Source organism: Kitasatospora sp. NPDC097605 (genome assembly GCF_040302725.1).
Classification (GTDB): Bacteria; Actinomycetota; Actinomycetes; order Streptomycetales; family Streptomycetaceae; genus Kitasatospora.
On record NZ_JBEOSF010000020.1, the window covers coordinates 134,956 to 156,716 of the forward strand.

Annotated in this window: 21 protein-coding genes; 11 read left to right on the plus strand and 10 right to left on the minus strand. The window is 75.2% G+C overall.

What is annotated here, in order from left to right; translation table 11 throughout:
* The first annotated feature begins 445 nt into the window (after nt 1–445).
* The 4 genes from ABTX81_RS23255 (at nt 446) to ABTX81_RS23270 (ending at nt 6,420) form a co-directional block, all read left to right on the plus strand.
* Complete coding sequence (locus ABTX81_RS23255; RefSeq protein ID WP_350548738.1) at nt 446–1,573, plus strand: nucleotide disphospho-sugar-binding domain-containing protein; 1,128 nt, start codon at nt 446–448, stop codon at nt 1,571–1,573.
* 182 nt (nt 1,574–1,755) lie between these two features.
* Nucleotides 1,756–2,385, plus strand: coding sequence for a GNAT family N-acetyltransferase (locus tag ABTX81_RS23260; protein ID WP_350548740.1), 630 nt, complete (start codon nt 1,756–1,758; stop codon nt 2,383–2,385).
* 160 nt (nt 2,386–2,545) lie between these two features.
* A complete protein-coding gene (locus ABTX81_RS23265) occupies nt 2,546–4,345 on the plus strand; it encodes an HSP90 family protein (protein ID WP_350548742.1) in 1,800 nt (599 codons plus the stop codon).
* Nucleotides 4,342–6,420, plus strand: coding sequence for a hypothetical protein (locus ABTX81_RS23270; protein ID WP_350548744.1), 2,079 nt, complete (start codon nt 4,342–4,344; stop codon nt 6,418–6,420). Before ABTX81_RS23265 ends, ABTX81_RS23270 begins: the two co-directional genes overlap by 4 nt.
* Nucleotides 6,421–6,666: 246 nt before the next feature.
* Here the strand turns inward: ABTX81_RS23270 and ABTX81_RS23275 are convergent, their stop codons facing one another.
* The 3 genes from ABTX81_RS23275 to ABTX81_RS23285 all read right to left on the minus strand — a co-directional run bounded on the left by ABTX81_RS23275 (nt 6,667) and on the right by ABTX81_RS23285 (nt 8,687).
* Complete coding sequence (locus ABTX81_RS23275) at nt 6,667–7,356, minus strand: polysaccharide deacetylase family protein (protein WP_350548746.1); 690 nt, start codon at nt 7,354–7,356, stop codon at nt 6,667–6,669.
* Nucleotides 7,357–7,510: 154 nt separating this feature from the next.
* Complete coding sequence (locus ABTX81_RS23280) at nt 7,511–7,804, minus strand: putative quinol monooxygenase (RefSeq protein WP_350548748.1); 294 nt, start codon at nt 7,802–7,804, stop codon at nt 7,511–7,513.
* Between the two features lie 22 nt (nt 7,805–7,826).
* Complete coding sequence (locus tag ABTX81_RS23285; protein WP_350548750.1) at nt 7,827–8,687, minus strand: helix-turn-helix domain-containing protein; 861 nt, start codon at nt 8,685–8,687, stop codon at nt 7,827–7,829.
* Between the two features lie 385 nt (nt 8,688–9,072).
* Between ABTX81_RS23285 and ABTX81_RS23290 the strand changes: the two genes are divergently transcribed.
* Entirely contained in the window at nt 9,073–9,714 is a 642-nt protein-coding gene (locus ABTX81_RS23290) for a DoxX family protein (RefSeq protein ID WP_350548752.1), read from the plus strand.
* A 309-nt stretch (nt 9,715–10,023) separates the two neighbouring features.
* Nucleotides 10,024–10,251, plus strand: a complete 228-nt coding sequence (locus ABTX81_RS39705) for a winged helix DNA-binding protein (protein WP_502892834.1) — start codon at nt 10,024–10,026, stop codon at nt 10,249–10,251.
* 13 nt (nt 10,252–10,264) lie between these two features.
* Here the strand turns inward: ABTX81_RS39705 and ABTX81_RS23300 are convergent, their stop codons facing one another.
* On the minus strand, nt 10,265–11,137 hold the full coding sequence (locus ABTX81_RS23300; RefSeq protein ID WP_350548756.1) for a hypothetical protein: 873 nt from the start codon (nt 11,135–11,137) through the stop codon (nt 10,265–10,267).
* A gap of 219 nt (nt 11,138–11,356) precedes the next feature.
* On the opposite strand from ABTX81_RS23300, the gene ABTX81_RS23305 reads away from it, so the two are divergent.
* Complete coding sequence (locus tag ABTX81_RS23305; RefSeq protein ID WP_350548758.1) at nt 11,357–11,749, plus strand: hypothetical protein; 393 nt, start codon at nt 11,357–11,359, stop codon at nt 11,747–11,749.
* A gap of 24 nt (nt 11,750–11,773) precedes the next feature.
* Here the strand turns inward: ABTX81_RS23305 and ABTX81_RS23310 are convergent, their stop codons facing one another.
* Both ABTX81_RS23310 and ABTX81_RS23315 read right to left on the minus strand, forming a co-directional pair.
* Nucleotides 11,774–12,646, minus strand: a complete 873-nt coding sequence (locus tag ABTX81_RS23310; RefSeq protein ID WP_350548760.1) for an SCO4651 family lipoprotein — start codon at nt 12,644–12,646, stop codon at nt 11,774–11,776.
* Between the two features lie 173 nt (nt 12,647–12,819).
* Nucleotides 12,820–13,923, minus strand: a complete 1,104-nt coding sequence (locus tag ABTX81_RS23315; RefSeq protein ID WP_350548762.1) for an NADH:flavin oxidoreductase/NADH oxidase — start codon at nt 13,921–13,923, stop codon at nt 12,820–12,822.
* Between the two features lie 197 nt (nt 13,924–14,120).
* Here ABTX81_RS23315 and ABTX81_RS23320 point away from each other — a divergent pair, with 197 nt between their 5' ends.
* The 3 genes from ABTX81_RS23320 to ABTX81_RS23330 all read left to right on the plus strand — a co-directional run bounded on the left by ABTX81_RS23320 (nt 14,121) and on the right by ABTX81_RS23330 (nt 16,043).
* Entirely contained in the window at nt 14,121–14,837 is a 717-nt protein-coding gene (locus ABTX81_RS23320) for a hypothetical protein (RefSeq protein ID WP_350548764.1), read from the plus strand.
* Between the two features lie 81 nt (nt 14,838–14,918).
* Complete coding sequence (locus ABTX81_RS23325) at nt 14,919–15,305, plus strand: hypothetical protein (protein WP_350548766.1); 387 nt, start codon at nt 14,919–14,921, stop codon at nt 15,303–15,305.
* A gap of 36 nt (nt 15,306–15,341) precedes the next feature.
* Complete coding sequence (locus ABTX81_RS23330; RefSeq protein WP_350548768.1) at nt 15,342–16,043, plus strand: Lsr2 family DNA-binding protein; 702 nt, start codon at nt 15,342–15,344, stop codon at nt 16,041–16,043.
* Between the two features lie 169 nt (nt 16,044–16,212).
* Here the strand turns inward: ABTX81_RS23330 and ABTX81_RS23335 are convergent, their stop codons facing one another.
* From ABTX81_RS23335 to ABTX81_RS23345, 3 genes are all read right to left on the minus strand, one after another.
* Entirely contained in the window at nt 16,213–16,827 is a 615-nt protein-coding gene (locus tag ABTX81_RS23335; protein ID WP_350548770.1) for a TIGR03086 family metal-binding protein, read from the minus strand.
* A 343-nt stretch (nt 16,828–17,170) separates the two neighbouring features.
* Nucleotides 17,171–18,400 carry a serine hydrolase domain-containing protein gene (locus tag ABTX81_RS23340; protein WP_350548772.1) on the minus strand — a complete coding sequence of 410 codons (1,230 nt, stop codon included), beginning with the start codon at nt 18,398–18,400 and terminating at the stop codon, nt 17,171–17,173.
* Nucleotides 18,401–18,527: 127 nt separating this feature from the next.
* Nucleotides 18,528–19,559, minus strand: coding sequence for a medium chain dehydrogenase/reductase family protein (locus ABTX81_RS23345; RefSeq protein ID WP_350548774.1), 1,032 nt, complete (start codon nt 19,557–19,559; stop codon nt 18,528–18,530).
* A gap of 277 nt (nt 19,560–19,836) precedes the next feature.
* Here ABTX81_RS23345 and ABTX81_RS23350 point away from each other — a divergent pair, with 277 nt between their 5' ends.
* Nucleotides 19,837–20,568 (plus strand): dienelactone hydrolase family protein, encoded by a 732-nt coding sequence (locus tag ABTX81_RS23350; protein WP_350548776.1) that lies wholly within the window; start codon nt 19,837–19,839, stop codon nt 20,566–20,568.
* 63 nt (nt 20,569–20,631) lie between these two features.
* On the opposite strand, the gene ABTX81_RS23355 is transcribed toward ABTX81_RS23350, so the two are convergent.
* Nucleotides 20,632–21,177 (minus strand): DinB family protein, encoded by a 546-nt coding sequence (locus ABTX81_RS23355; RefSeq protein ID WP_350548778.1) that lies wholly within the window; start codon nt 21,175–21,177, stop codon nt 20,632–20,634.
* Nucleotides 21,178–21,761: the final 584 nt, after the last annotated feature.

The following is a 21,761-nucleotide window of genomic DNA, read 5'->3' on the forward strand; positions in this document are numbered from 1 at the left end:
GGGGGTGCGCGACGGCCTGCGGCGCTGCCTGGACCGCTCCGCCACCCGGCGCCGAGGAGCGGTGGCGCGGGGGTTCCCGGGTGCTCGCGCCACCCGCCCGAACCGGCCGACGCGCCCGGCCTCGCCGCGCGCGACCGGCGGGAACCGGCCAGGTGTGGACCCGGCCCCGGCGCGGCGCCCGGCGGCTCGGCCACGTCGGTGGCCTGCCCGCTCCGGGGCCCCCGCCAGGGCGCGCGGACCCCCGGCGAGCGCCGTGCCCCGCACGCGCGCGCCGGGAACACGGGCCGAGCGGCCGCCCCGACCTCCCACCTTCGCGCTCCAGAACGTCCGATTATCGATCCCACGGGGAAGAGCAACTGATCGTCCGTCAGTTGAGGGCGGACGATGGGGACCGCCCCCGCGCGATCCCGATGACGACCGACCCGCGAACGACCAGGAGTCAGCTGTGCGCATACTCTTCACCGGCCCGGCAGCACCCAGCCACCTGTTCCCGATGGTGCCGACCGCCCAGGCCGTGCGGGCCGCCGGGCACGAGGTGCTGTTCGCCAGCGGGCGGCCGCTGGACCAGCTCCGCCAGGCCGGGTTCCCGATCGTCGAGATCGGCGACGGGCGGCCCGTGCGGGACTCCTTCGAGGAGGTCGCCGGCCACCAGGCGCATTACACCCAGCCGGATCTGACGCAGGCGGAGATCCTCGAGATCGGGGCCGCCTCCTTCGCCCTGGCCTCGCGCTCCACCGTGGACGACCTGCTGGCGGTGGCCGCCGGCTGGGGCGCCCAGCTGATCGTCCACGACTCCTGTCTGGCCTCCGCCCAGCTGGTCGCGGCCAAGCTCGGCATTCCGGCGGCGCTGCAGAACTTCGGCATCAGCTCCGGCCTTGAGATGGCCTCCCGGCTGGCCGCCCACTTCACCGACGTCTACGAGAAGCACGGGGTGGCCGGGCCCGCCGACACCACCCCGCTGAACATCGTGCCGGCCTCGCTCGGCGGCGACCCGGGCGGCCTGCGGATGCGCTACGTCCCGTACAACGGCGGCGGCGTCGTCCCCGCCGCGCTGCTGCACCGGGGCGTCCGGCCCCGGGTCGCCGTCACCCTCGGCACGGTGATCGCCGGGATAGACGGCCTGGAGGCCATCGCCCCGCTGACCGCGGCGGCCGCCGAGGTCGACGCCGAGTTCCTGCTCGCTGTCGGCGACGCCGACCTCGCCGACCTGGGCAGCCTGCCGGCCAACGTCCACCCGCTGCCGTGGGTGCCGCTCGCCGAACTGCTGCGGGTCTGCGACGCCGTCGTCCACCACGGCGGGTCCGGCAGCACCCTCACCGGGATGCAGGCCGGCCTGCCCCAGCTCCTGCTGCCCCAGGGCGCCGACAACTTCACGGTGACCGACGCCCTGGTCGCCACCGGGGCCGCGCTGCGCTCCACCAGCGCGGACGTCGACACCGCGCTGCTCACCCGCCTGGTCACCGACCCCGGGCTGCGCGCGGCCGCCACCCGGCTGCGCGCCGAGAACGACGCGCTGCCGAGCCCGGCCGAGCTCGTCCCCGACATCGAGGCCCTGGTCACCGGCCGCCCCTGACCCGCCGTCCGGGCGGCGCCCCGGGCCGCCCGCGCGGCGGTCCGGGGCGCTTGCGGTGCCGGTGGCCGAAGTCGCCGCCGCGACACCGCCGTTCCGCGCCCTCCGCTCGACCGCCCGCCGTCACCCGGCCTCGCACCCGCCTCGCAACCCCGGCCCTTCGCCCAAGATCAACACGATGCAGAATGGCCGTCATGTCGACCACGAACACTCCGGCCGCCGGGCCGGCGAACCTGCCGAGGACCGCGACCGCCCACGACGCCGAAACGATCAGCCGGCTGCTGGCCCGCGCCTTCGACGACGATCCGATGATGCGCTGGTTCCTCCCCGACGCCACCGTCCGCGAGGCCGAACTGGGCCGCTACTTCAGCACGATCTTCACCCGCCAGTACGCCCGCCACGGGCTGTGCGAGCGCACCGGCGCGGCCGCCGCCTTCTGGGTCGCGCCCGAGGCGCGGGCGAAGGCCGTTCCGGACGCCGAGACCATCGGGGAGCTCCAGGACATCCTCGGCGACCGGGCCCCGCTGCTGCGCGACGCCGCCGAGGCCGTCGCCGCGCACGCGCCCGACGAGCCGCACTGGTACCTGGCCCTGCTCGGCGCCGACCCGGCCGCCCAGGGCCAGGGCCACGGGGCCGCCCTGCTCCGCTCCGGCCTGGCCAGGGCCGACGCCGCCGGCCTGCCCGTCCACCTGGAGTCCTCGAAGGCGGCCAACCTGCCCGTCTACGAGCACTTCGGGTTCACCGTCCGGGCCGAACTCGACCTCCCCGGCGGCGGCCCCACCCTCTGGGCCATGCGCCGCGCCCCCCGGCCGTGAACCGTCAGGCCCGCTGTGCCCGTCCGCCGTCCGCCGTCCGCCGCCGCGACGGACGGCGGGCGGCCCCGGCCTCCGCAGGTCGAACCCCCGCACGAAATTCGCTCCCGTGTGTCGGTGCCCCGCCCTAGGGTGCTCCCAACACGACTTGGGAGAAGAACCCGTGAGCCAAACGTTTCGCGTCGACCTGCGCGGAATCGTCGATCTGCTGAGCCATCACCTCTACACCAGCCCGCAGGTCTACGTCCGCGAACTGCTGCAGAACGCGGTCGACGCCATCACCGCCGTCCGCCAGGACGACGCCTCGCCGCAGCGCACACCCCGGATCGCCATCTCCTCCGCCGAGGCGACCGGCGACGGTTCGCTGACGATCAGCGACAACGGCATCGGGCTGAGCGAGGCCCAGGTGCACGAACTGCTCGCGACCATCGGCCGCAGCTCCAAGCGCGACGACCTCGGCTTCGCCCGGCACGAGTTCATGGGCCAGTTCGGCATCGGACTGCTCTCCTGCTTCATGGTCTCCGACGCCATCGAGGTGGCCACCCGCCGGGAGGGCGAGCCCACCGTGCTGTGGCACGGCCGCTCCGACGGCGGCTACACGCTGGAGCCGGCCCCCGCCGACCGGCAGCGCCCCGAGGCCGGCACCACCGTCACCCTGCGCCCCCGCCCCGGCCGCGAACACCTGCTGACCCGCCGCGCCGTCACCGAACTGGCCGCCCACTACGGCGCCCGGCTGCCGCACCCGGTCACCGTCGACGGCGAGCCGGTCACCGGCGGACCGGCCCCCTGGGAGCGCCCCGAGGGCGAGGGCGCCGCCGAGCGCCGGGCCCGCCTGGAGGCGTACTGCGAGGAGGTGTTCGGCTTCGCGCCGTTCGATGTCGTCGACATCGCCGCGGCGGAGGCCGGCCTGCGCGGCGTCGCCTTCGTCCTGCCGATGCCGGCCAACCCGGCCGTGCCGGCGGCGCACCGCGTCCACCTCAAGCAGATGCTGCTCTCCGAGGGTGCCGAACGGCTGCTGCCCGAATGGGCGTTCTTCGTGCGCTGCGTGGTGGACACCACCGAGCTGCGGCCCACCGCGAGCCGGGAGGCGCTCTACGAGGACTCGCTGCTGGAGGCGACCCGGGAGGCGCTCGGCGACCGGCTGCGCGGCTGGCTGGTGCGGCTCAGCGTGCAGGAGCCGGCCCGGCTGCGCTCCTTCCTGCGGGTGCACCACCTGGGCGTCAAGGCGCTGGCGCTGCACGACGACGAGATGCTCGGGCTGGTCACCGAGTTCTGGCCGATGGAGACCAACGTCGGCCCGCTGACCCTCGCCGAGTTCACCGCCCGCTACGGACTGCTGCGTTACACCCCGCTGCTCGACGAGTTCCGCCAGGTGGCCCCGGTCGCCGCCGCCCAGGGGCTCGCCGTCGTCAACGCCGGCTACGTCTACGACGCCGAGCTGATCGACCGGTTCGCCACCGTCGACCGCGCCCTGGAGACCGAACGGCTGCGCGCGGCGGACCTCACCACCCACCTGGCCCGGCTGGACGCCGCCGACGAACGCTCCATCGCGCCCTTCCTCGCCGCCGCCGACCCGGTACTGGCACGGCTCGGCTGCGACCTGCTGGTCCGCTCCTTCGAACCCTCCGGCCTGCCCGCCCTCTACCTGCTCGACGACGACACCGCCTTCCAGCTGGACGTGCGCGGCGCCCGCGAGCAGGTGGACGAGACCTGGGCGGCGATCCTCGGCAGCTTCCAGAGCGAGACCGAGCCCCGGCCCCGCCTCGTCCTCAACCACCGCAACCCGCTGGCCCGGCAGGTGCTCGCGCTGGCCGAGCCCGAGCTGCGTGCGATGTGCCTGGAGGGCCTCTACGTCCAGGCGCTGCTGCTCGGCCACCACCCGCTGCGCCCGGCCGACACCGCCGCCCTCAACCAGTCCTTCCTCGGCCTGATCGGCCGGGCCGTCGCCGGAGGCGCACCGTGAGCCGGACCGAACGGGAACTGCGCGAACTGTTCCGCAGCACCCATGTGATGCCCGACGGGGCCGCGCGGTTCGCCGCCCTGGAGGAGGTGATCCGGCACGCCGACGCCCTCGGCCTGGTCGAGTTCGCCTTCGACGTGCGCATGGAGGCCACCGAGGTGTTCCAGCAGAGCTGGGCGCCGGCCAAGGCCTTCCTCACCTTCTCCTGGTGCCTGGCGGCCTACGACCGCGAGCCGGGGCGCTTCGACGGCGACCACGAGGAGACCCTGCTCTGGCAGTTCAAGTGGATGGTCTCCAGCGTCCACCAGTTCCCGGAGATCCCGCTGGGCCGCTCCGCCGACCTGCTCGACGACATGGAGCGCCGCTACCGGCGCGGCGGCCACAGCCCGCACGCCGTCCTCCAGCACCGCGGGCTGCTGGCCGAGGCCGTCGGAGACCCCGTCCGCGCCCAGGAGTACTACGAGCAGATGGCGCTCACCCGCCGCGACGCGCTGTCGGACTGTTCCGGCTGCGTGCCGAGCAGCCAGGTGCGGACCCTGGTCGCGCTCGGCCGGGACGAGGAGGCGATCCGGATCGGCGAGTCGGCCCGCCGCTCGGGCTGCACCGAGCAGCCGCAGTGGATCAACTCCGAGCTGCTGCTTCCCTATCTGCGGACCGGGCGCGGCGAGCAGGCGGCCGAGGCGCACCGCGTCGCGTACCGGCGGATCCGCGGCAACCCGGGCGACCTCGGCCTGCTCGGCGCCAATCTGCTGTTCTGCGCCCAGAGCGGCAACCCGGCGCGCGGGCTCGACCTGATCGAGCGCCACCTCTCCTGGCTGGACCGGGCGCGGACCCCGCTGGCCGAGATGGAGTTCGCCGCGGCCGCCGTCGCGGTGCTCTCCGCGGTGGAGGCGGGCGGCGACGGAACGCTGCTGCTGCGCTTCCCGACCGTCGAGGGCCGGCGCCGGCCGGACGTCACGGTCACCGGGCTCGCCGCCGAACTGCGCGAGCGCGCCCTCGGCCTCGCGGCCCGGTTCGACCACCGCAACGGCAACGCCTACCAGACCACCCGGACGGGGGAGTGGATGGCCGCCGGGCCGATCGGCGAGCCCGTCCCGCTGCCGGCGTCCGGCACGGACCTCCGCTCGCGCAGCGGCGAGCGCGTCCACCGGCTCACCGACCGGGTGGCGGCCCTGGTCACGGCCGGCGACCCGGCCGGCGCCGCCCGCGCCCGCGTCGAGCTGGCCGAGACCCTGCTGGCCGCCGAACGCTTCGCCGAGGCGGTGGAGGCCGCCGAGGAGGCCGTCCGCGAACTGGACCGGCACGGCCCGCCCGGGGAGGCGGCCGCCTGCCGCTGGCTGCTCGCCCGGATCGGCCTGGAGCGCGGCGAGCGCGGCGACGCCGCCGAGCGGCTGCGCCAGCTCCTGGACGAGACGGACGACGCCGACCGGCCCGACTCCCTGCCGTCCCGACCCGACCTGGAGGTCCGGCTCGGCGAACTGCTCGGCTACCGCGAGGAGTCGGCCGCCCGCTACCTCGCCGCGGCCCGGGGCTTCGCCGCCGCCGGACGGCGGGCCGACGGCCTCGGAGCACTCGCGCAGGCGATCGGCCGCCACCCCCACGGCGGCCCGGAGTCCGCGACCGGCCTGCTGCGGGACATCCTGACGGAGGCCCGGACGGTGCTCGACGGCGCCCCGGACCCCGCCCACGCCACCGAGTCGGTCGCCGTCCTGCGCGGCTACGCCGACCGGATGCGGGCCACGGGCCGGCACGGTGAGGCCGCCCACCGCCTCGCCACCGCCCGCACCCTCCTCGAACAGCGCCTCGCCACCGACCCGGCCGCCCCCGACACCGCCGAGGACCTCGCCGACGTCCTGACCGAGCTGGGCCAGGAGCACCTTCACCTCGGCGACCACGCCGCCGCCGAGGAGGCCGCCCGCGCCGCCCTCACCGCCGCCGAGGGCCTCGGCCTCAGCTGGGACGCGGCCCTGCTGACGGTCCGCGTCCTGCGCCTGCGCGGCGCCACCGACGAGGCCGCCGACCTCATGGCCACCCACGAGATCACCGAGGAGGACCTCCTGGAGGCCGAGGAGGACTGACCGGCGCCACCCGGACCCTCGCGCCCGGCGCGCGGTGGGCGTCGGGTCACGCCCACCGGCGTCGCGGTGTTCCCCGCCGACGTCGCCCGGCCGGTCCGGCGGCTCGCCGAACGCGACCACACCCTCGTCCACTGGTCGAACTGCCCCATGGCGGTCACGTCGCCGCCATGGAACAGCCCGGCCTGTTCACGGCCGACGTCCGCGCCTTCTTCCGCCGCTTTCGCCGATGTCCCCGGCGCCCGGCGGTCAGCTGCAGGGGAGGACGGCGAAGGTGTAGCCGCGGGACTTGAGGGTGCGCAGGATGGCGGGCAGGGCGGCCACGGTCTGGCTGCGGTCGCCGCCGCCGTCGTGGAAGAGGACGACGGAGCCGGGCTTGACGGCGCCCAGCACGCGGCGCTCGATGGCGGCGCGGCCGGGGCGGGCCCAGTCCTGGGGGTCGACGCTCCACAGCTGGATGCTCTTGCCGAGGCCGGCGGCGCCCGAGCGGACGGTGCCGTTCACCCCGCCGTAGGGCGGGCGCAGGCAGCCCGGGGTGGTGCCGGTCTGCGCCCGGATGCGCGCGTCGGTGGCCGTCACCTGGTACTGGAAGGCGGACTTGGAGAGGTTCCGCAGGTCCGGGTGGGACCAGCTGTGGTTCTGCACGCTGTGCCCCCGGGCGCTCACCAGGCGGGTGACCTCGGGGTACGCGGCCACGTTCTGGCCGATCTCGAAGAAGGTGGCACGCGCGCCGTACTGGGACAGCAGCGTGAGGATCTGCGGGGTGTAGCGGGGGCTCGGGCCGTCGTCGAAGGTGAGGTAGACGACCTTGGGCGCGGCGGCCTGCGCCGGGACGGCCGGCAGCGCGACCACGGCGGTGGCGGCCGCGACCAGGGTTCCGGCGGCGAGCCGGGCGGCCCGGCGCCCCCGGGGCCGGTCCGCTCCTCGGGGTGAAGACACAGGTCCTCCCAACGGCCGCGGCACGGGAACGAACCCGGTGCCCGCCCCCTCCCCGGCACTGCGCCCAATGTAGCGTTCCGTCCCCGCACCGTCCCGGGTGCGCGACGGCCGGGGGTCGCACTTCGGCCACCCCCGGCCGGTCCCGGCCAGGGGCTCAGCGGCCGTGGGCGGTGAGCGCCTCCGCGAACTCCACCTGCGGCTCCTCGGCGAGGAGTTGGGGGAAGCGGGCGAGCAGGCCCGTCACATAGGGGGCGGCGAAGTGGGCGTCGCGGGCCGCGCCGTCGGCGTACCGCTCGGCCACCAGGAAGCGGTTCCCGTCCTGGCGGCCGACGGTGTACGCCAGCGCGCCGGGCTCCCGCGAGGTGGCCTCGGCCACCTCGCGCAGCGCCGCTTCGAGGGCGTCCGCCTGCCCGGGCCGCGCCCGCAGGATCGCCAGCACCATGGTCATCCGCTGTCTCCGTTCGTCTCGGTCACTCCCGGTCAGCCTCGCCGCCGGCGGCGAGCGGCGGATAGTAGAAATGCGACACGCCGCGCCCGAGCAGGGCGGTCGGCGGCGCGCCGGTGAACCGGCGGAACTCGCGGATGGCGTGGGCCTGGTCGTAGTAGCCGGCCGCCAGCGCCGCCGGCAGGTAGTCGCGCCGGTCCTCCCGCAGGAGCAGCCGGGCGAGGCGCTGGAACCTCGCCAGACGCTGGAACTCCTTCGGCCCGGCCCCCACCGCCGCCGGGAACGCCCGCTGCAGCCGGCGCGCGCCGACCCCGGCCGACTCGGCGAGCCGGTCCATCCGCAGACCGGCCGGCCGGTGGTAGACGCGCCCGACGGCGGCGTCCAGCCACGGCTGCGGGCGGTGGTGCTCGGCCAGCAGCCCGGTGAGGAACCGGTCCAGCACCGCGACCCGTCGCGCCGGGCCGGCCGCCGCCCGGACCTGTTCGCCGAGCCGCCGCCCGGCCGCGCCCCACAACTCCTCGGCGCCCACCACCCGGTCGGCCAACTCGTCGACGCCGACCGGCGAGAGATGGCGCAGCGCGCCGGCCCGGAACCGCACCGCGACGAAGCCGGCCGAGCCGGCGCACCGGTCCAACTGCCAAGCGGCGCGCCGGAGGCAGACCAGGTGGGCGGCCGGCAGCGGCGTCGGCGCCCCGGCTCCGCCGACGGCCCGCAACTCCACCCCGCCCGCCAGGTGCACCCACAGTTCGGCGCCGGTCCCCGGCAGCAGCCGGGGCAGCGGGCCCGCCCCGCCCCCGCACCACCAGTACCGCTCGACGAACGCCCGCAGCGCGGGCGCGGGCGGCGCGTGGCCGATGCCCGGGAGGCCGGGTGGGTGCGGGGTCATGACGGCGATGCCGGAAGGCCTCACCCCGACCTGATCCGACCTCACCCCGGCCTCATCCGGCCTCATCCCGGCCTCATCCCGGCCTCATCCGGCCTCATCCCGGCCTCATCCGGCCTCATCCCGGCCTCATCCGCCCGCATCCGCGGTGGAACCGGCGATTCCGCCGCGGGCCGTCCCCGCGCCGCCCCCACGGTCGAGCGGCTCCGGGAAGCCTATGCGGCGCGGCAACAGCGCGCTAAGCTGCGGACTTCTGAGCCAGTACCTGACAGGCCATGCCACGGTCGGTGCTCCGGGCCGCCCCTCACCCGGATCCCATCGGCCGTGACATGCCCCGTCGCCGTTCGGGTGCTGGGAACTCTGATGGACCGGAATGAAGGAGGGGCAGATGGAGTCGTTTCCCGCACGGATGGTGCGGTCGTCCAGACGCCGTGCCGACAGTTTCGCCCGCGCCTACCGGCGGGTGGCCCCCGGCGTCCTGCGGATCAGCGTGGGCGTCCTGTACCTCTGGTTCGGGCTGCCGAAGTTCTTCCCCGGCGCCAGCCCCGCCGAGGACCTCGCCACCCGTTGCATGAGCCTGATGACCTTCGACGCGGTACCGCCCGACGTCTCCCGGTTCCTGCTGGCGCTGATGGAGGTCGGCATCGGGCTCGGCCTGGTCACCGGAGTACTGCTCCGGGTGGTCCTCGCGGTGTTCTTCGTCCACATGACCGGCGTGTTCGCGACGCTGGTCCTGCTGCCGAACGACGTGTGGACTCACGGCGTCCCGCCCGTCCCCACCCTGGAGGGGCAGTACATCCTGAAGAACATCGTGCTGGTCGTGGCCTGCCTGACCGTAGCCACCCGGGAGCGCCGCCTGCCGCGGCCCGCGTCGTCGGAGTCGGCGCCGGAGCCCGGGCTCGCGCCGGAGCCGGGCCCCGCCGTGTCCGGCGGTGCCCCGCTCCCGACGGCCGCGGCGCCCGCCCTCCCGCCGGACACGGTGCCCCGCCCCCGGACACCCGGCGACCTCCGCGGCCAGTTCGCCGGTTGAGCGCCGGCGCCGAGGCGCCCGCCCGTCAGCCCCGGTCGGCGGCGGTCCGGGCGAACCCGTTGCGCTCGTGGTGCGCGGCGCGCTCCTCGGCCTGGGCGGCCACCGTCGCCCAGGCCCTCGACCGCCTGGCCCGTGCCGCCTACCGCCTGAGCGCTGCCGACGCCCGCCTGCGCGGCCGGGCCACCCGCACCCCCGGCGCCCTCTCGCTCACCCACGCCCGCGCCCTGCGCACCCTCGCCGACCAGGGCCCGCTGAACCATCGGTCAGCTCGCCGCCGGCACCGAGACCACCGGCGCCGCGACCACCCAGCTGGTCATCGGCCTGGTCGCGGCCGGCTACGTCACCCGCACCCGTCCGGCCGAGGACAAGCGCTCGGTCCTCGTCACCCTCACCGACACCGGCCGCGAACGCCACGTGCGCCGCCGGCGGGTCCTCGCCGAGGCCCTCGACACCGACCTCGCCGACTACGACCCCGAGGCCCTCGACAGCGCCGCCGAGGTCCTCCAGCGCCTCTCCGCGGTGTACGACCGCCTGTAGCCTCTCCGGGTGCTCAGTGCGCTCGCGGGGTGTCCGGCAGGCGGACGACGGCCACGCCGGCCTGGGACTCGCCGAAGCCCCAGCCCGCGACGAGGGAGCAGCCGGCCGCCTCCAGGACGTCGGCCCACGGCCAGCCGTCGGCGCCGTAGTAGAAGCCGCCCTCGCTGCGGGCGTCGCTCGGGCTGAGGCAGAGCAGGCGGAGGTGGTCGCGGAGCGCGGGGTGGGTGACCGCGCCGAGCCGCTCCTCCCAGGGGGCCTCGGCGGAGCGGGGGCGGGTCATGTCGTGGGCCGACACCAGGTGTTCGGGGCCGCGCTCGGTGAAGGTGGCGGCCCGCATCGCGTCGGTGAGCGTGCCGTCGGTGGCGACGCGGGGCAGGACCGTCAGCCAGCAGTTCAGCTTCTCGCACCGCCGGTCGGTCAGGTCGACCCCGTGCCGGCCCAGGAGCGTTCCCAGCTCCGCGCCGCGCACCAGCGTTTCGCCGTCCTCGTCGACCGTGGCGACCGCCCGCAGATCGGTGACGAAGGCGTCGTCGAACGGCCGGGGGCCCTTGTGCCCGTCCTCGCCCCACGGCCCCGTGCCGGCCAGGAGGTCGGGGTCGAAGCGGAACAGCGACTCGCTCAGGTCGAACCGCCAGGTCCAGGGGGAGAAGGGGAACTCGCCGTCCGGGTCGGGAAGGTGCCTCGGCGTGGCGGCCGACAGGGCGTCAGGGGTGGCCCAGTCGTTCGGGAACAGGAACTCGTCGAGGGAGTCCGAGGCGTAGTGGACGCCGTACCGGGCGGCGGGGTCACCGTCCGGTTCTCCGCCGAGCAGGATCTCGAAAGCACCGGCCAGCGCGGCCTCCCACTCACCGGGGCCGGTCGCCTGGTCCTTCTCGGGCATCACCATGAGCACTCCTTCACCTCGTGTCGCGCGGGTCGGACGCACGGTACCGGCCGTGACCGACATCCCCGGACGGCAGGGGCGTTGTCACACCCGGTCGGGCGGTCCTGAGCGCCGCCCAGGACCGCCCGACCGGCCCCGCCGCACGACCTGCGATCATGGGAAGCCGGCTTTCCCGAGCGAGCGGGCGAGCGAGCGGGCGGACGACAGGGCGGGGTGGGCGGCATGAGCGAGACGTGGCGGCGGCTGCAGCCGTTGCGGGTGGCACCCGGCTGGACGATCGACATGAACAGCCTCTACGCCGTGGACCCCTCGCCGGAGACCGTCGAATGGCTCGCCGGGTCGGTGCTGGTGAGCGGTCACCTGGTGCACGACGGCCTCTGCTTCGACGCCCGATGGGAGCCCGAGGGGGATCCCGAGGGGTGCTACGAAGTCGACTTCCTCCTCCTCGCCGGCTACAAGCGGCGCGGAACGGTCGCCCGTGACCACACCTACCTCGGCACCTGGACCACCAGGAGCCGGTCCGCGCTGGTGGCGACCCTGGAGGAGTTCATGTTCACCAGGCGGCCCCCGGCCGATCTCAAGGCCCCGCCGGCCGACGCCCCCGCGGCGGAGTGACCCGGGCGCGGACCCGGCCGGGCCTCAGCCGGCGGCGGGGCCCGCCATGGCGGGCGACGGGTCGAGGAACTTGTCGAGGTCGGGGGAGGTCCGGAGGTCGCTCGCGGCGGGGGCCGGCAGCGCCGGGGCGGTGCCCAGCGCCGAGTAGGTGACGGTGACGGCCTCCACCTCGCCCTCCTTGTCGCCGAACGCGCGGAAGCGGACGAGTTCCTGCTCGGCGTTGAGCCAGAAGTCGAGGGTGAACGTTTCGCCGATCTTCTTCAGGGCCGCTTCGACGTGGAGGCGGTGCTCGGCGGTGAGGTCGGGGATCCCGTTCAGCACGGCGGCGACGTCCTCGACGGCGCGGTAGTGCGTGAGCCGGGCGCCGTCGACCGTCTCGGTCCCGAACGCGCTGATCCGGCCCGCCTGGGCCAGGGTCAGCTGGTTCACCGGGTCCATCGCCAGGCTCAGCTGCGGGTAGAAGGGCCGGCGCCACATCAGGAAGGGCGTCTTCACCCAGAAGACCTGCTCGCCGACGGCCGCCGCGGCCTGCTCGGTGGGGCCGAAGTACGCCTCGTTGGCCACCACCCGGACCCTGATCCGGTTGTTCGGGAGGTCGCCCAGGTAGTCGATCGCGGCGGGACGGTTCGCCCAGGCGGCGAAGCCCGCACCGGGCTTGGTCTCGCCGCCGTCCCGAGCGGTCAGGGTGTACCGGGCGCTGCCGGCCTTGCGCATCACCTCGGCCGCCGCCGCCAGCGCCGCCTTGGGATCGGTCCGGGCCGCCTCGGCGGCCGCCGGGCCCGTGGCCGCCGGTGATGCGCCGCCCGCGCCGCCGCCCGTGCTGCCGCAGGCGGTGAGGCCGCCCGCCAGGACGGCGGCCGCGACCGTCACGACGACGGCGGAAGGTGCCCCGCGCATGGATACCCCCTGTGAGCCCGGACTTCCCTGATGGTGGTGGCCGGACTCTAGTGGATCATGAGCCCGTCCCGACACCGCATTTCCGCCGGGTCCGTTCCCCCGCGGGCCGGACGAACGACGGAGCGGGAAGTCGGCCGGGTCGACTTCCCGCTCTGCCCGCGCCGGGCCGTTCGCTACGCCCGGTGGTACGGGGACGGCGTCGCGACCTCGCCGCCGAGGGCGACGGCCGCGTGGCGGGCCCAGTACGGGTTGCGCAGCAGCTCGCGTCCGATCAGGACGGCGTCGGCGCGGCCGTCGGTGAGGATCTGCTGGGCCTGGGCGGGGTCGGTGATCAGACCGACGGTCGCCACCGGCAGGTCGGTCTCGGTGCGGACCGCCTCGGCGAACGGCACCTGGTAGCCGGGGCCGGCCTCGACCTTGGCGTCGGGCGCGTTCCCGCCGGTGGAGACGTCGAGCAGGTCGACGCCGTGCGCGAGCAGTTCCTTGGCCAGCCGGACGGTCTCCGCCGAGGTCCAGCCCTCGCGCCCGTCCTCGGGGTTCTCGGTGAGCCAGTCGGTCGCGGAGACCCGGAAGAAGACCGGCAGGTCCTCGGGCCACACCGCGCGGACGGCGTCGACGACCTCCAGGGCGAAGCGGATCCGCCCCTCGAAGGAGCCGCCGTAGGCGTCGGTGCGGCGGTTGCTGTGCGGGGAGAGGAACTCGTGGATGAGGTAGCCGTGCGCGCCGTGGATCTCGACGACCTGGAAGCCGGCGTCGAGCGCGCGCCGGGCGGCGTCGGCGAACTGACGGACGATCTCCCCGATCTGCTCGACGCTGAGCTCCTGCGGCGTGACCCGGGCCGCGTCGAAGGGGACGGCGCTGGGCGCGACCGGCGTCCAGCCGTGCTCCTCGTCCGGGTGGAGGGCCCGGCCGTGGTCGACCCAGGTGCGCTCGGTGGAGGCCTTCCGCCCGGCATGGCCGAGCTGGATCGCGGGCACGGTGCCCTGCGCCTTCAGGAACTCGGTGATCCGGCGGAAGGCCTGGGCCTGGGTGTCGTTCCACAGGCCCAGGTCGTAGGGGGAGATCCGGCCCTCGGGCGTGACGGCGGTGGCCTCCACGATGATCAGCCCGGTGCCGCCGGCGGCCCGCGCGGCGAGGTGGGTGAAGTGCCAGTCATGGGGAACACCCGCCGCCGCACCGTCCGGCGCGGCGCTGTACTGGCACATGGGCGGCATCCAGACCCGGTTCGGGATGGTGAGCGACCGCAGGGTGTACGGGCTGAAGAGGCTGGTGCGCATGTCGGACTCCTGATCGGGTCGGCGGGCGGAGAGGTGACGCGGCCCCTGAGTGATTGCAGCTGCAATCACTGTCGGAACAATAATTGCATGCGCTGCCTAAATCAAGCGAATGGCTGGGGCGGGTCGGACTTTCCCGAACTGCCCTTCTGCGGCGGAGAGTTCTGGCATCATCGGCCTCGTTCGAGGAGGGGTGGATCATGGGTGTGGGGTATCCGGGCCGGTTCCGGACGATGTTCTGCGTGGTGGCCGCGGCCGCCATGGTGGGGGTGGCGGGCTGCTCCTCGGGAGGGGCGGACGGCGCGGCCGGTGCGCCGACGACGGACGTGGGCCGCGAGTCGGCGAGCCCCTCCGCCGACGCCGCGGACACCCCCTCGCCGGACCCGACGCCGACCGAGACCCCCTCGCCCACGCCGACCTGCGACGACCCCGCGCTGCTCGGCGACACGGCCCTGAGCGGCTACCTGGCCCGCCTCCCTGGCTCGCTGCGCATCATCGACCCGGGCGTCTACATGGCGTTGGACGGTCTGCACCTGGACACCCAGCAGTCCCAGCGGGCCTGCGCCCCGATCCCGGTGAAGATCACCCGGTTCGCGGTGCGGCTGTCCAACGTCGGCGCCGGCGCGACGGGACGGCCGTCCTACTCCTACCGCCCGCTGGACACCGTCGAGGTGTCGCTCGGCCCGGCCAACGGCGTCGCCCCGGGCAGTCTGCCCCCGGAGACCTCGCTCTGCTCCGGCGTGCTGTCCGTGGTGCACACCGGAGAGCCGGTGAAGGACACCGAGCTGCCGGAGCGGCTGAACCTGGTCGCCCCGAGCCCGGCACCCACCGGGCCGTACAGCCAGCAGGTCAAGGTGACCGGCGCCCGCCTGGTGGCGGCCGGCCTGGTGCTGCCCGCCGACACCCGCGGCTGCTGATGCCGGAACGACCGACTTTTCCGGATTACCCATGTGCGGGCGGACTTTGTGGGACATGATCGACCTGTGCCGAGTGACAACGTGAGTCCGAAGTCCGCGAATCTGCCCGCCTCGTGGACCGCCTGGTGGTTCCGGCGCTGCGAGGCGCACCTGCGGGCGGTCACCGTCGAACTGTCCTGGTGGGGACACGACTTCTCGGACGGCCCGCCGGACGCCGAGGACGCGCTGATCCTGCTGCGCCGGACCGCGGCCGGACTCCGGGCGGCCGGGCCGGGGCCGGACGGGGCAGCGACGGCCGCGCTGCTGCTCCGGGCGACGGCGCCGCTGGAGGCGGCCGAGGCCTTCACCCGTAGGCTGGACCCGCACGTGCTGCCGCTGGTCTCCCACCACTTCGGCACGGCCGCCCGCCACCTGGCGGCCGCCCGCGAACACCTCGCCGCGGACGGTCCGGTCCGGGGCGTGGTGTGATCGTCGTCGGGGCCCGACCGAACGTGGAGACTGCTCGTGAGTGATCGGCCGATACCCGAGGCGGGCGATGTCCGGCAGGCGTGGGGCCGGGTGACCGCCTGGCTGGCGCGGCACGATCCCGGCCTCCTCGCCGGCCTCGGCGGCCCCGGGGACCCGGCGGCCCTCGACGCGGCCGAGCGGCGCATGGGCGTGGAGCTGCCGCCCGAGGTGCGCCGGTGGCTCCTGGCGAACGACCTCGACGCCGGCCGCCGGCCCGAGGCCGGGGCCGGCCTGGTCGCGCTGGGCCTGGACGGTGTCGTCCCCGACGGCCCGCTCCTGCTCGGCCTCACGGACATCGAGCGCGTCCACCGCAGCATGATGAACACCGAGGAGATGGCGCCGTCCGGCGATCCCGACCACCCGTCCTGGCGCCGGGAGTGGCTGCCGATCGCCGCGGAACGCGACGGCTTCCACGGAACGTTCGTCAACACGCGCACCGGCACCGTCGGGACCTGGTCCGAAGGGTCGTCCCCCGAGGACGGTGAACACCCCTCCCTGTCCGCCTTTCTCCAGGAGGTGGCGGACCGGCTGGAAGGGGTGTCCACGGGTGACTGGAACGGATCCGCCCGGGCCCGCCGGCTCGCGCCCCGCCCGGCGGACGAGCCCGTCCGCCGGTGGGCCCGGGCCAACGGCTACCTCGTCCACGACCGCGGTCGGATCCCCGCGGCCGTCCGCGAGGCCTACGAAGCGGCGCGGTGATCCCGCCACGGCGTACGGCGGCCTGCCGGCGAGCCCGACGAGGAGGCCGTGACGTCCTGGCGGGTCCGGCCGTTGGCGCTCGGCGGCCGTGCCGGCCTCGGGAGCGCCGGCCATCCGGTCAGGTGACCGGCTGACCGGAGCGGCCGGGACGGCCGGAGAGGGACACGCCTCAGCCGGCCTGCGGCGTCCACCGGGGGTCGCGGCCGGTGAAGGCGAGCAGCCTGGCGGCGTGGCCGCCGTCGGCGTCGGGGGCGTCGACGTCGGGGGCGTCGACGACGGGGCCGAACTTCCCGAAGTTGTCCCGGACGAAGTCGACGATCCGGGCCGCCGGGCCTTCCAGCCGCTCCGCCAGGGACTCGGTGAGCGGGAGGTCCTGGCCGGTGGCGCGGGCGATGTCCCAGGCGTGCACGGCGGCGTCCAGGGCGGCGACCGCCGTCGCGGCCTGCGCGGGCATCGGGCCCATCGGGGTCGGCACGGTCTCGGCCTCGCGGACCGACTCCCACGCCTTCATCGCCCCGTCGAGCACCGCCGCCAGCCGCACCACCGCGTCGCGGCCGTCGCCGTCCAACGCGTCGACCGGCGCGAACGGGTCGCCGTCCGGGGCGTCGCCGGTGATCTGGGCGGTGAGCGCCAGCTGGTCGAGCCTGGCGTGGTGGAAGACCTGGCGGACCGTCCACTCGCTGCACGGCGTGGCGGCGCCCCAGCCGTCCTCCGGCACACCGCGCACGGCGGCCAGCAGATACGCGTGGGCCTCGGCCAGCAGCTCGAACCCGTCGACGGACATCAGGCATCCCCCCTGGAAACAACGGCAACGGAACCTTTCATCTCCACCATAGGCCCCGGCACTGACAGTTGGCATCGGCGGACGGCGGCCCCCGGCAGGGGCGGAGGAGGGCCCACAGCCGTCTCCGCGTGGACGGCCCGGCAGGATCGTGGAGTTGGCGTGGAATCCCGTCGGGCCGGGCGGCACCCGCAAGCCCTGCGGGTGCCGCCCGGCCCGGCGATCAACGGCCCGGCGTTCCGGGCTCTCCTTGCGGCGGCTGCCCGTCGGACGCGGGTCGGACGGGCACACCAGCCGCCCGGCCGGTCCGGTGCCCGGCCGGTCCGGTGTCCGACCGGGCGGGCGGTCAGCCGGTCGGGGCGGCGTCGGCGGCGGTGGCCGGCCGGCGGCCGCAGAAGGCGGTCGCCAGCAGCTTCTGCGAGGTCGCCCAGCCCTGGCCGGTGTCGCGGTAGCCGTTGGTCGAGACCGCCACCAGCCGGCGGCCGTCCGGGGTGCCGTAGAGGGCGCTGTTGTGCCCGCGGCCGGTGCCGCCGTTGTTGCCCCAGACCTCGCCGCAGGGCGTGGTCAACCGGTGGATCCCCAGGCCGTACTGGGCGCCGCCGCTCGCCGGGGCGACCGTCAGCATCTCGGCGAGCAGCGGTGCGGGGAGCAGCCGCCCGCCGAGCAGGGCCCGGAGGAAGGTGTCGAGGTCCGCGGTGGTCGAGATGCCGACGCCCGCCGCGTCCATCTCGCTCGGCTCCATCTCGGTGACGTCCACCGGGCCGCCGGGCAGATCGAGGTAGGTGTGCGCGTGCGGGCCGCGGATCCCCGTCGCGTGGACCGGCATCGAGGTCCCGGTCAGCCCCAGCCGGTCGATGATCCGGCGCTCCACCTCCCGGCGCCAGTCCTGGCCGGTGACCCGCTCGACGATCATGCCGGCCAGCAGGTAGTTGGTGTTCGCGTAGTGCCATTCCGTGCCGGGCGCGGAATACGGCGGGTGGCTGTTGGCCACCGCGAGGAGCTGCTGCGGCGTCCAGCTGCGCCAGCGCCCCTCGCGGAGCCAGGTCGCGTGGTCGACGTCGATGGCCGGGTCCGCGGTGTAGTCGAACAGCCCGCTGGTGTGATTGAGCAACTGGCGCACGGTGATGGAGCCGCCGCCCGGGACGGCCCCCGGCAGCAGGCTCTCCACGCTGTCGTCCAGCCCGAACCGCCCCTCGCCGACCAGCTGGAGGACGACCGTCGCCACCAAGGTCTTGGTCACGCTGGCGATCCGGAACCGGCCGTTCGCCGAGGCCTCGGCGCCGGTCGAGAAGTCGCCCACGCCCTCCGCGCCCTTCCACGCGGTGCGCCCGTACTCGGTCACCCGGGCGAGGGAGCTGGACGCCCCGCCGATCCCGACCACGCCCTCCAGCGCCTCGTTCAGCGCCCGGGCGTCCACGCCGCCCCGGTGCGCACTGTTCCCCGGCTGTCCCTCGCCGACGGCGCCGGCCGTGGGGGCGGTCACGCCCACCAGACCCGCGCCCGCCAGCGCGAGCGCGACGACCCGCACGGCCGTGCCGCGCCGTCCGGTGCGGGCCCGCTGCTCCGCCACCTTCATGAGACCTCCTGTGTCCGTGCCGACGGCCTTCGCAATACTCGAAAAGGCGTAAGAAATTGACATATTGTCAGATGAGCACGAACCGGTCGTCCATCCACAGGCTCCGGCGGTTTCGGCCGGGCGCCGGTCAGGGGACCAGGACGACCTTGCCGCTGACCGTGCCGGACTCGGCCAGGCGCAGGGCCTCGGCGGCGCTGGTGAGCGGGAGTTCGGCGGCGACGCGGGCGGAGACCTCGCCGCGGCGGACGGCGCCGAAGACCTCGGTGAGGTCGGCCCGCAGCCGAGTGCGGAAGCCGTCCCTGCCCAGCGCCCGGCCGGCCCAGATGTTGTAGAAGTGGGCGCGGCGCCCGTTGGGCAGGGCGTTCCAGGCCCAGGTGCGGGCGAGGACCTTCAGCACCGGCCACTGCTTGGAGCCGCTGTCGTCGCGGGTGGAGGCGCTGCCGTAGGCGACCAGGGCGCCGCCGGGGGCGAGCAGCCGCCAGGAGTCGATCACGCTGCGCCCGCCGACGTGGTCGAACACCGCGTCCACCCCGCCGGGCGCCAGCTCCCGGACCCGGGCCGGCACGTCGTCGTCCCGGTAGTCGACCGGGACGACGCCCAGCTCGCGCAGCGCGTCGTGGTTGCGGGCTGAGGCGGTGCCGATCACCGACACCCCGGCCGCGCGGGCCAGTTGGACCAGCACGGAGCCGACGCCGCCGCTCGCGCCGTGCACCAGGACGGTCTGCCCCGCGCGCACCCGGGCCACCCGGTGCAGCATCTGCCAGGCGGTGATGCCGTTGACCACCACGGTCTCCGCCTCGGCCGGGGTGAGGCCGTCCGGCACGGGCACCACGTCCGCGGCGTCGAGCGCCAGATGGCTGGTCCAGCCGCCGACCTTGACCAGTGCGGCCACCCGTCGGCCGGCCAACGCCGGGTCGACGCCCTCGCCGGTGGCCAGCACCCGGCCGACCAGGTCGTAGCCCGGGACGAAGGGGAACGGCGGCTGGTCGTAGTACCGCCCGCGGCGCATCTGCTGCTCGGCGAAGGAGACGCCGGTCGCCTCCACGCCGATCACCACCTGGCCCCGGCCGGCCTCCGGCACCGTCCCGTACCGGAGCTCCAGCCCCTCCGGAGCCACCACACCCGGCAGGACGACCTGAAGCAGGCGCTGGTCACTCATGGCCGCGCCCTCCTTTTCTGGAGAAGTAGAGGATTTCGCGTTCGTTATAAGGTGTAACTCCCATCGCCGTGAGTGTCAATAACGTCCGTGACACCCTCTAACTCTGCGGTGCGGGCGCGGTGCGCCGTGGTATGTTCCCCGTCGCCGTGCGCCGCTGCGAACCGAGGAGGTGGGACCGATCAACGCTGGACCGATCAACGCTGTGACAGGTCGGGCACCCCTCCCTCGCATGGCCCGGGAGTGCCCGCAGTAGGCACTCCGAAAGGCCCGTACCGTGATGCGCTTCACCGCTGACACCTCGTCCGACGGCATCCGCGAGCAGCTCTTCGTCCTGGGGGAGACCCCCGGCGCGCTCTGGACCCCCGACGGCTCCGCCCGCCCCCGCCCGCTTGTCCTGCTCGGACACGGCGGCGGCGAGCACAAGAAGGCTCCCGCCGTCCTGGCCCGCGCCCACCGGCTCGTCGCCGAGCACGGCTTCGCGGTGGTCGCGCCGGACGTCCCCGGGCACGGCGACCGGCCGGTGCACCAGGAGTACGACCGGATTGCCACTGCCAACCAGGCGCGCATCGAGGCCGGGGCCGAACCGGCGCCCCTGCTCGCCGAGTTCCACGCTCTGGTGGCGCGGCGGACGGTGCCCGAATGGCGGGCCGTGCTCGACGCGGTCCAGCGGCTCGACCACGTCGGCGCCGGGCCGGTGGGCTACTGGGGCGTCTCGCTGGGCTGCGGGCTCGGCGTCCCGTTCGTCGCCGCTGAACCCCGGGTGCGCGCGGCGGTCCTGGGCCTCGGCGGCGCCCTCGCCTCGGCCGAGGAGGCCGCGCGGATCACCGTCCCGGTGGAGTTCCTGCTCCAGTGGGACGACGAGCGCGTCCCGCGCGCGGCCGGGCTGGCCCTGTTCGAGGCCTTCGCCTCCGCGGAGAAGACCCTGCACGCCAACCCCGGCCGGCACGGCGACGTCCCGGACTTCGAACCGGACAGCGCGCTGCGGTTCTTCGGCCGGCACCTCGGCTGAAACCGGCGCCGCCCCCGGCGCGCGCTTCGCGTCGCGCGCCGGGGGCGGGCTGTCCGGCGGTGCTCAGCCCATGCTCTTGGCGCCGTCCAGCGACTCCCGCAGGATGTCGGCGTGCCCGGAGTGCTGCGCCGTCTCGGCGATCAGGTGCAGCACCACCCGACGGGCGGACCATCGGATGCCGGGCTCGCTCCACGGCGCCGGGGGCAGCGGGTGCGAGACGTCGAGGTCCGGCAGGGCGGCGATCAACGCGTCGGTGCGCCGGGCCGTCTCCTCGTAGGTGGCGAGCACACCGGCGAGGGTCTCGCCGGGCAGCAGACGGAACTCCTCGGCCCGCTGGTCCAGGTCGGCCTGCGTCAGGTTCATGAAGTCGGGCATCGCGGACGGGCCTTCGAGGAGGAAGCCGGCCCAGGACCGCTCGACGGACGTGACGTGCTTGATCAGGCCGCCCAGGCACAGTTCGCCGGCCGTGGTGCGCAGCGCGGCCTGCTCGTCGGTCAGGTCGCGCGTGGTGAAGCGCAGGAAGTGGCGCTGGGTGGCGAGCTGCGCCAGCAGGTCGGCCCGCTCGCCGGTGACCGCGATCGGGGCGGTGGTGGTCGCGGTGTCGCTCATGGCTGTACCTCCGTGGGTGCTGCGGTTCCGGCGGCCCGCGCCGCCGTCCGACGTGATCCACAGTAGGAGCCGTGTAGGCCAGAACCTGTCCTCCATTCTCCGCTTCCCCGCTTCAGGGCACGGCCCTCCGGCGGGTCCCGTCCAGGTGGATGCCGACGTACCGGGCGAGCGTCGGCCCGTCCCCGGGAGCGTGGGCCTGGAAGGACACGCGCCGCAGGAGACCGGCGTCATCGAGCGTGACGCCCTCCCGGGCCGGCATGCCGCCGACGGCGACCACCGAGCGGCCTACCCCGCCTGCGCGATCACGTCGCCGTCACCCGGGCGATCCCGGAGCCGACCGGCCACCGGCTGGACGCCGACGCCGTGGAGGAGCCCGGGTCCTTCGGCGGCTTCGACGAGCCCGGCCCGGAGACGGACGCGGTCTGCCGCGCCGCCACGGCCCTCGGCCTTCCGGACCACTGACCGGCCGTCGACGCGTCCGTGGCCCCGGCCCCGGAGACCTTCGCGGTGCCGCCGGAGCCGGTCCGGGTGCCGCTCTGCGAGCCGGACGGGTGCGACTGCGCGGACCGCACCGAGGGCAGCCC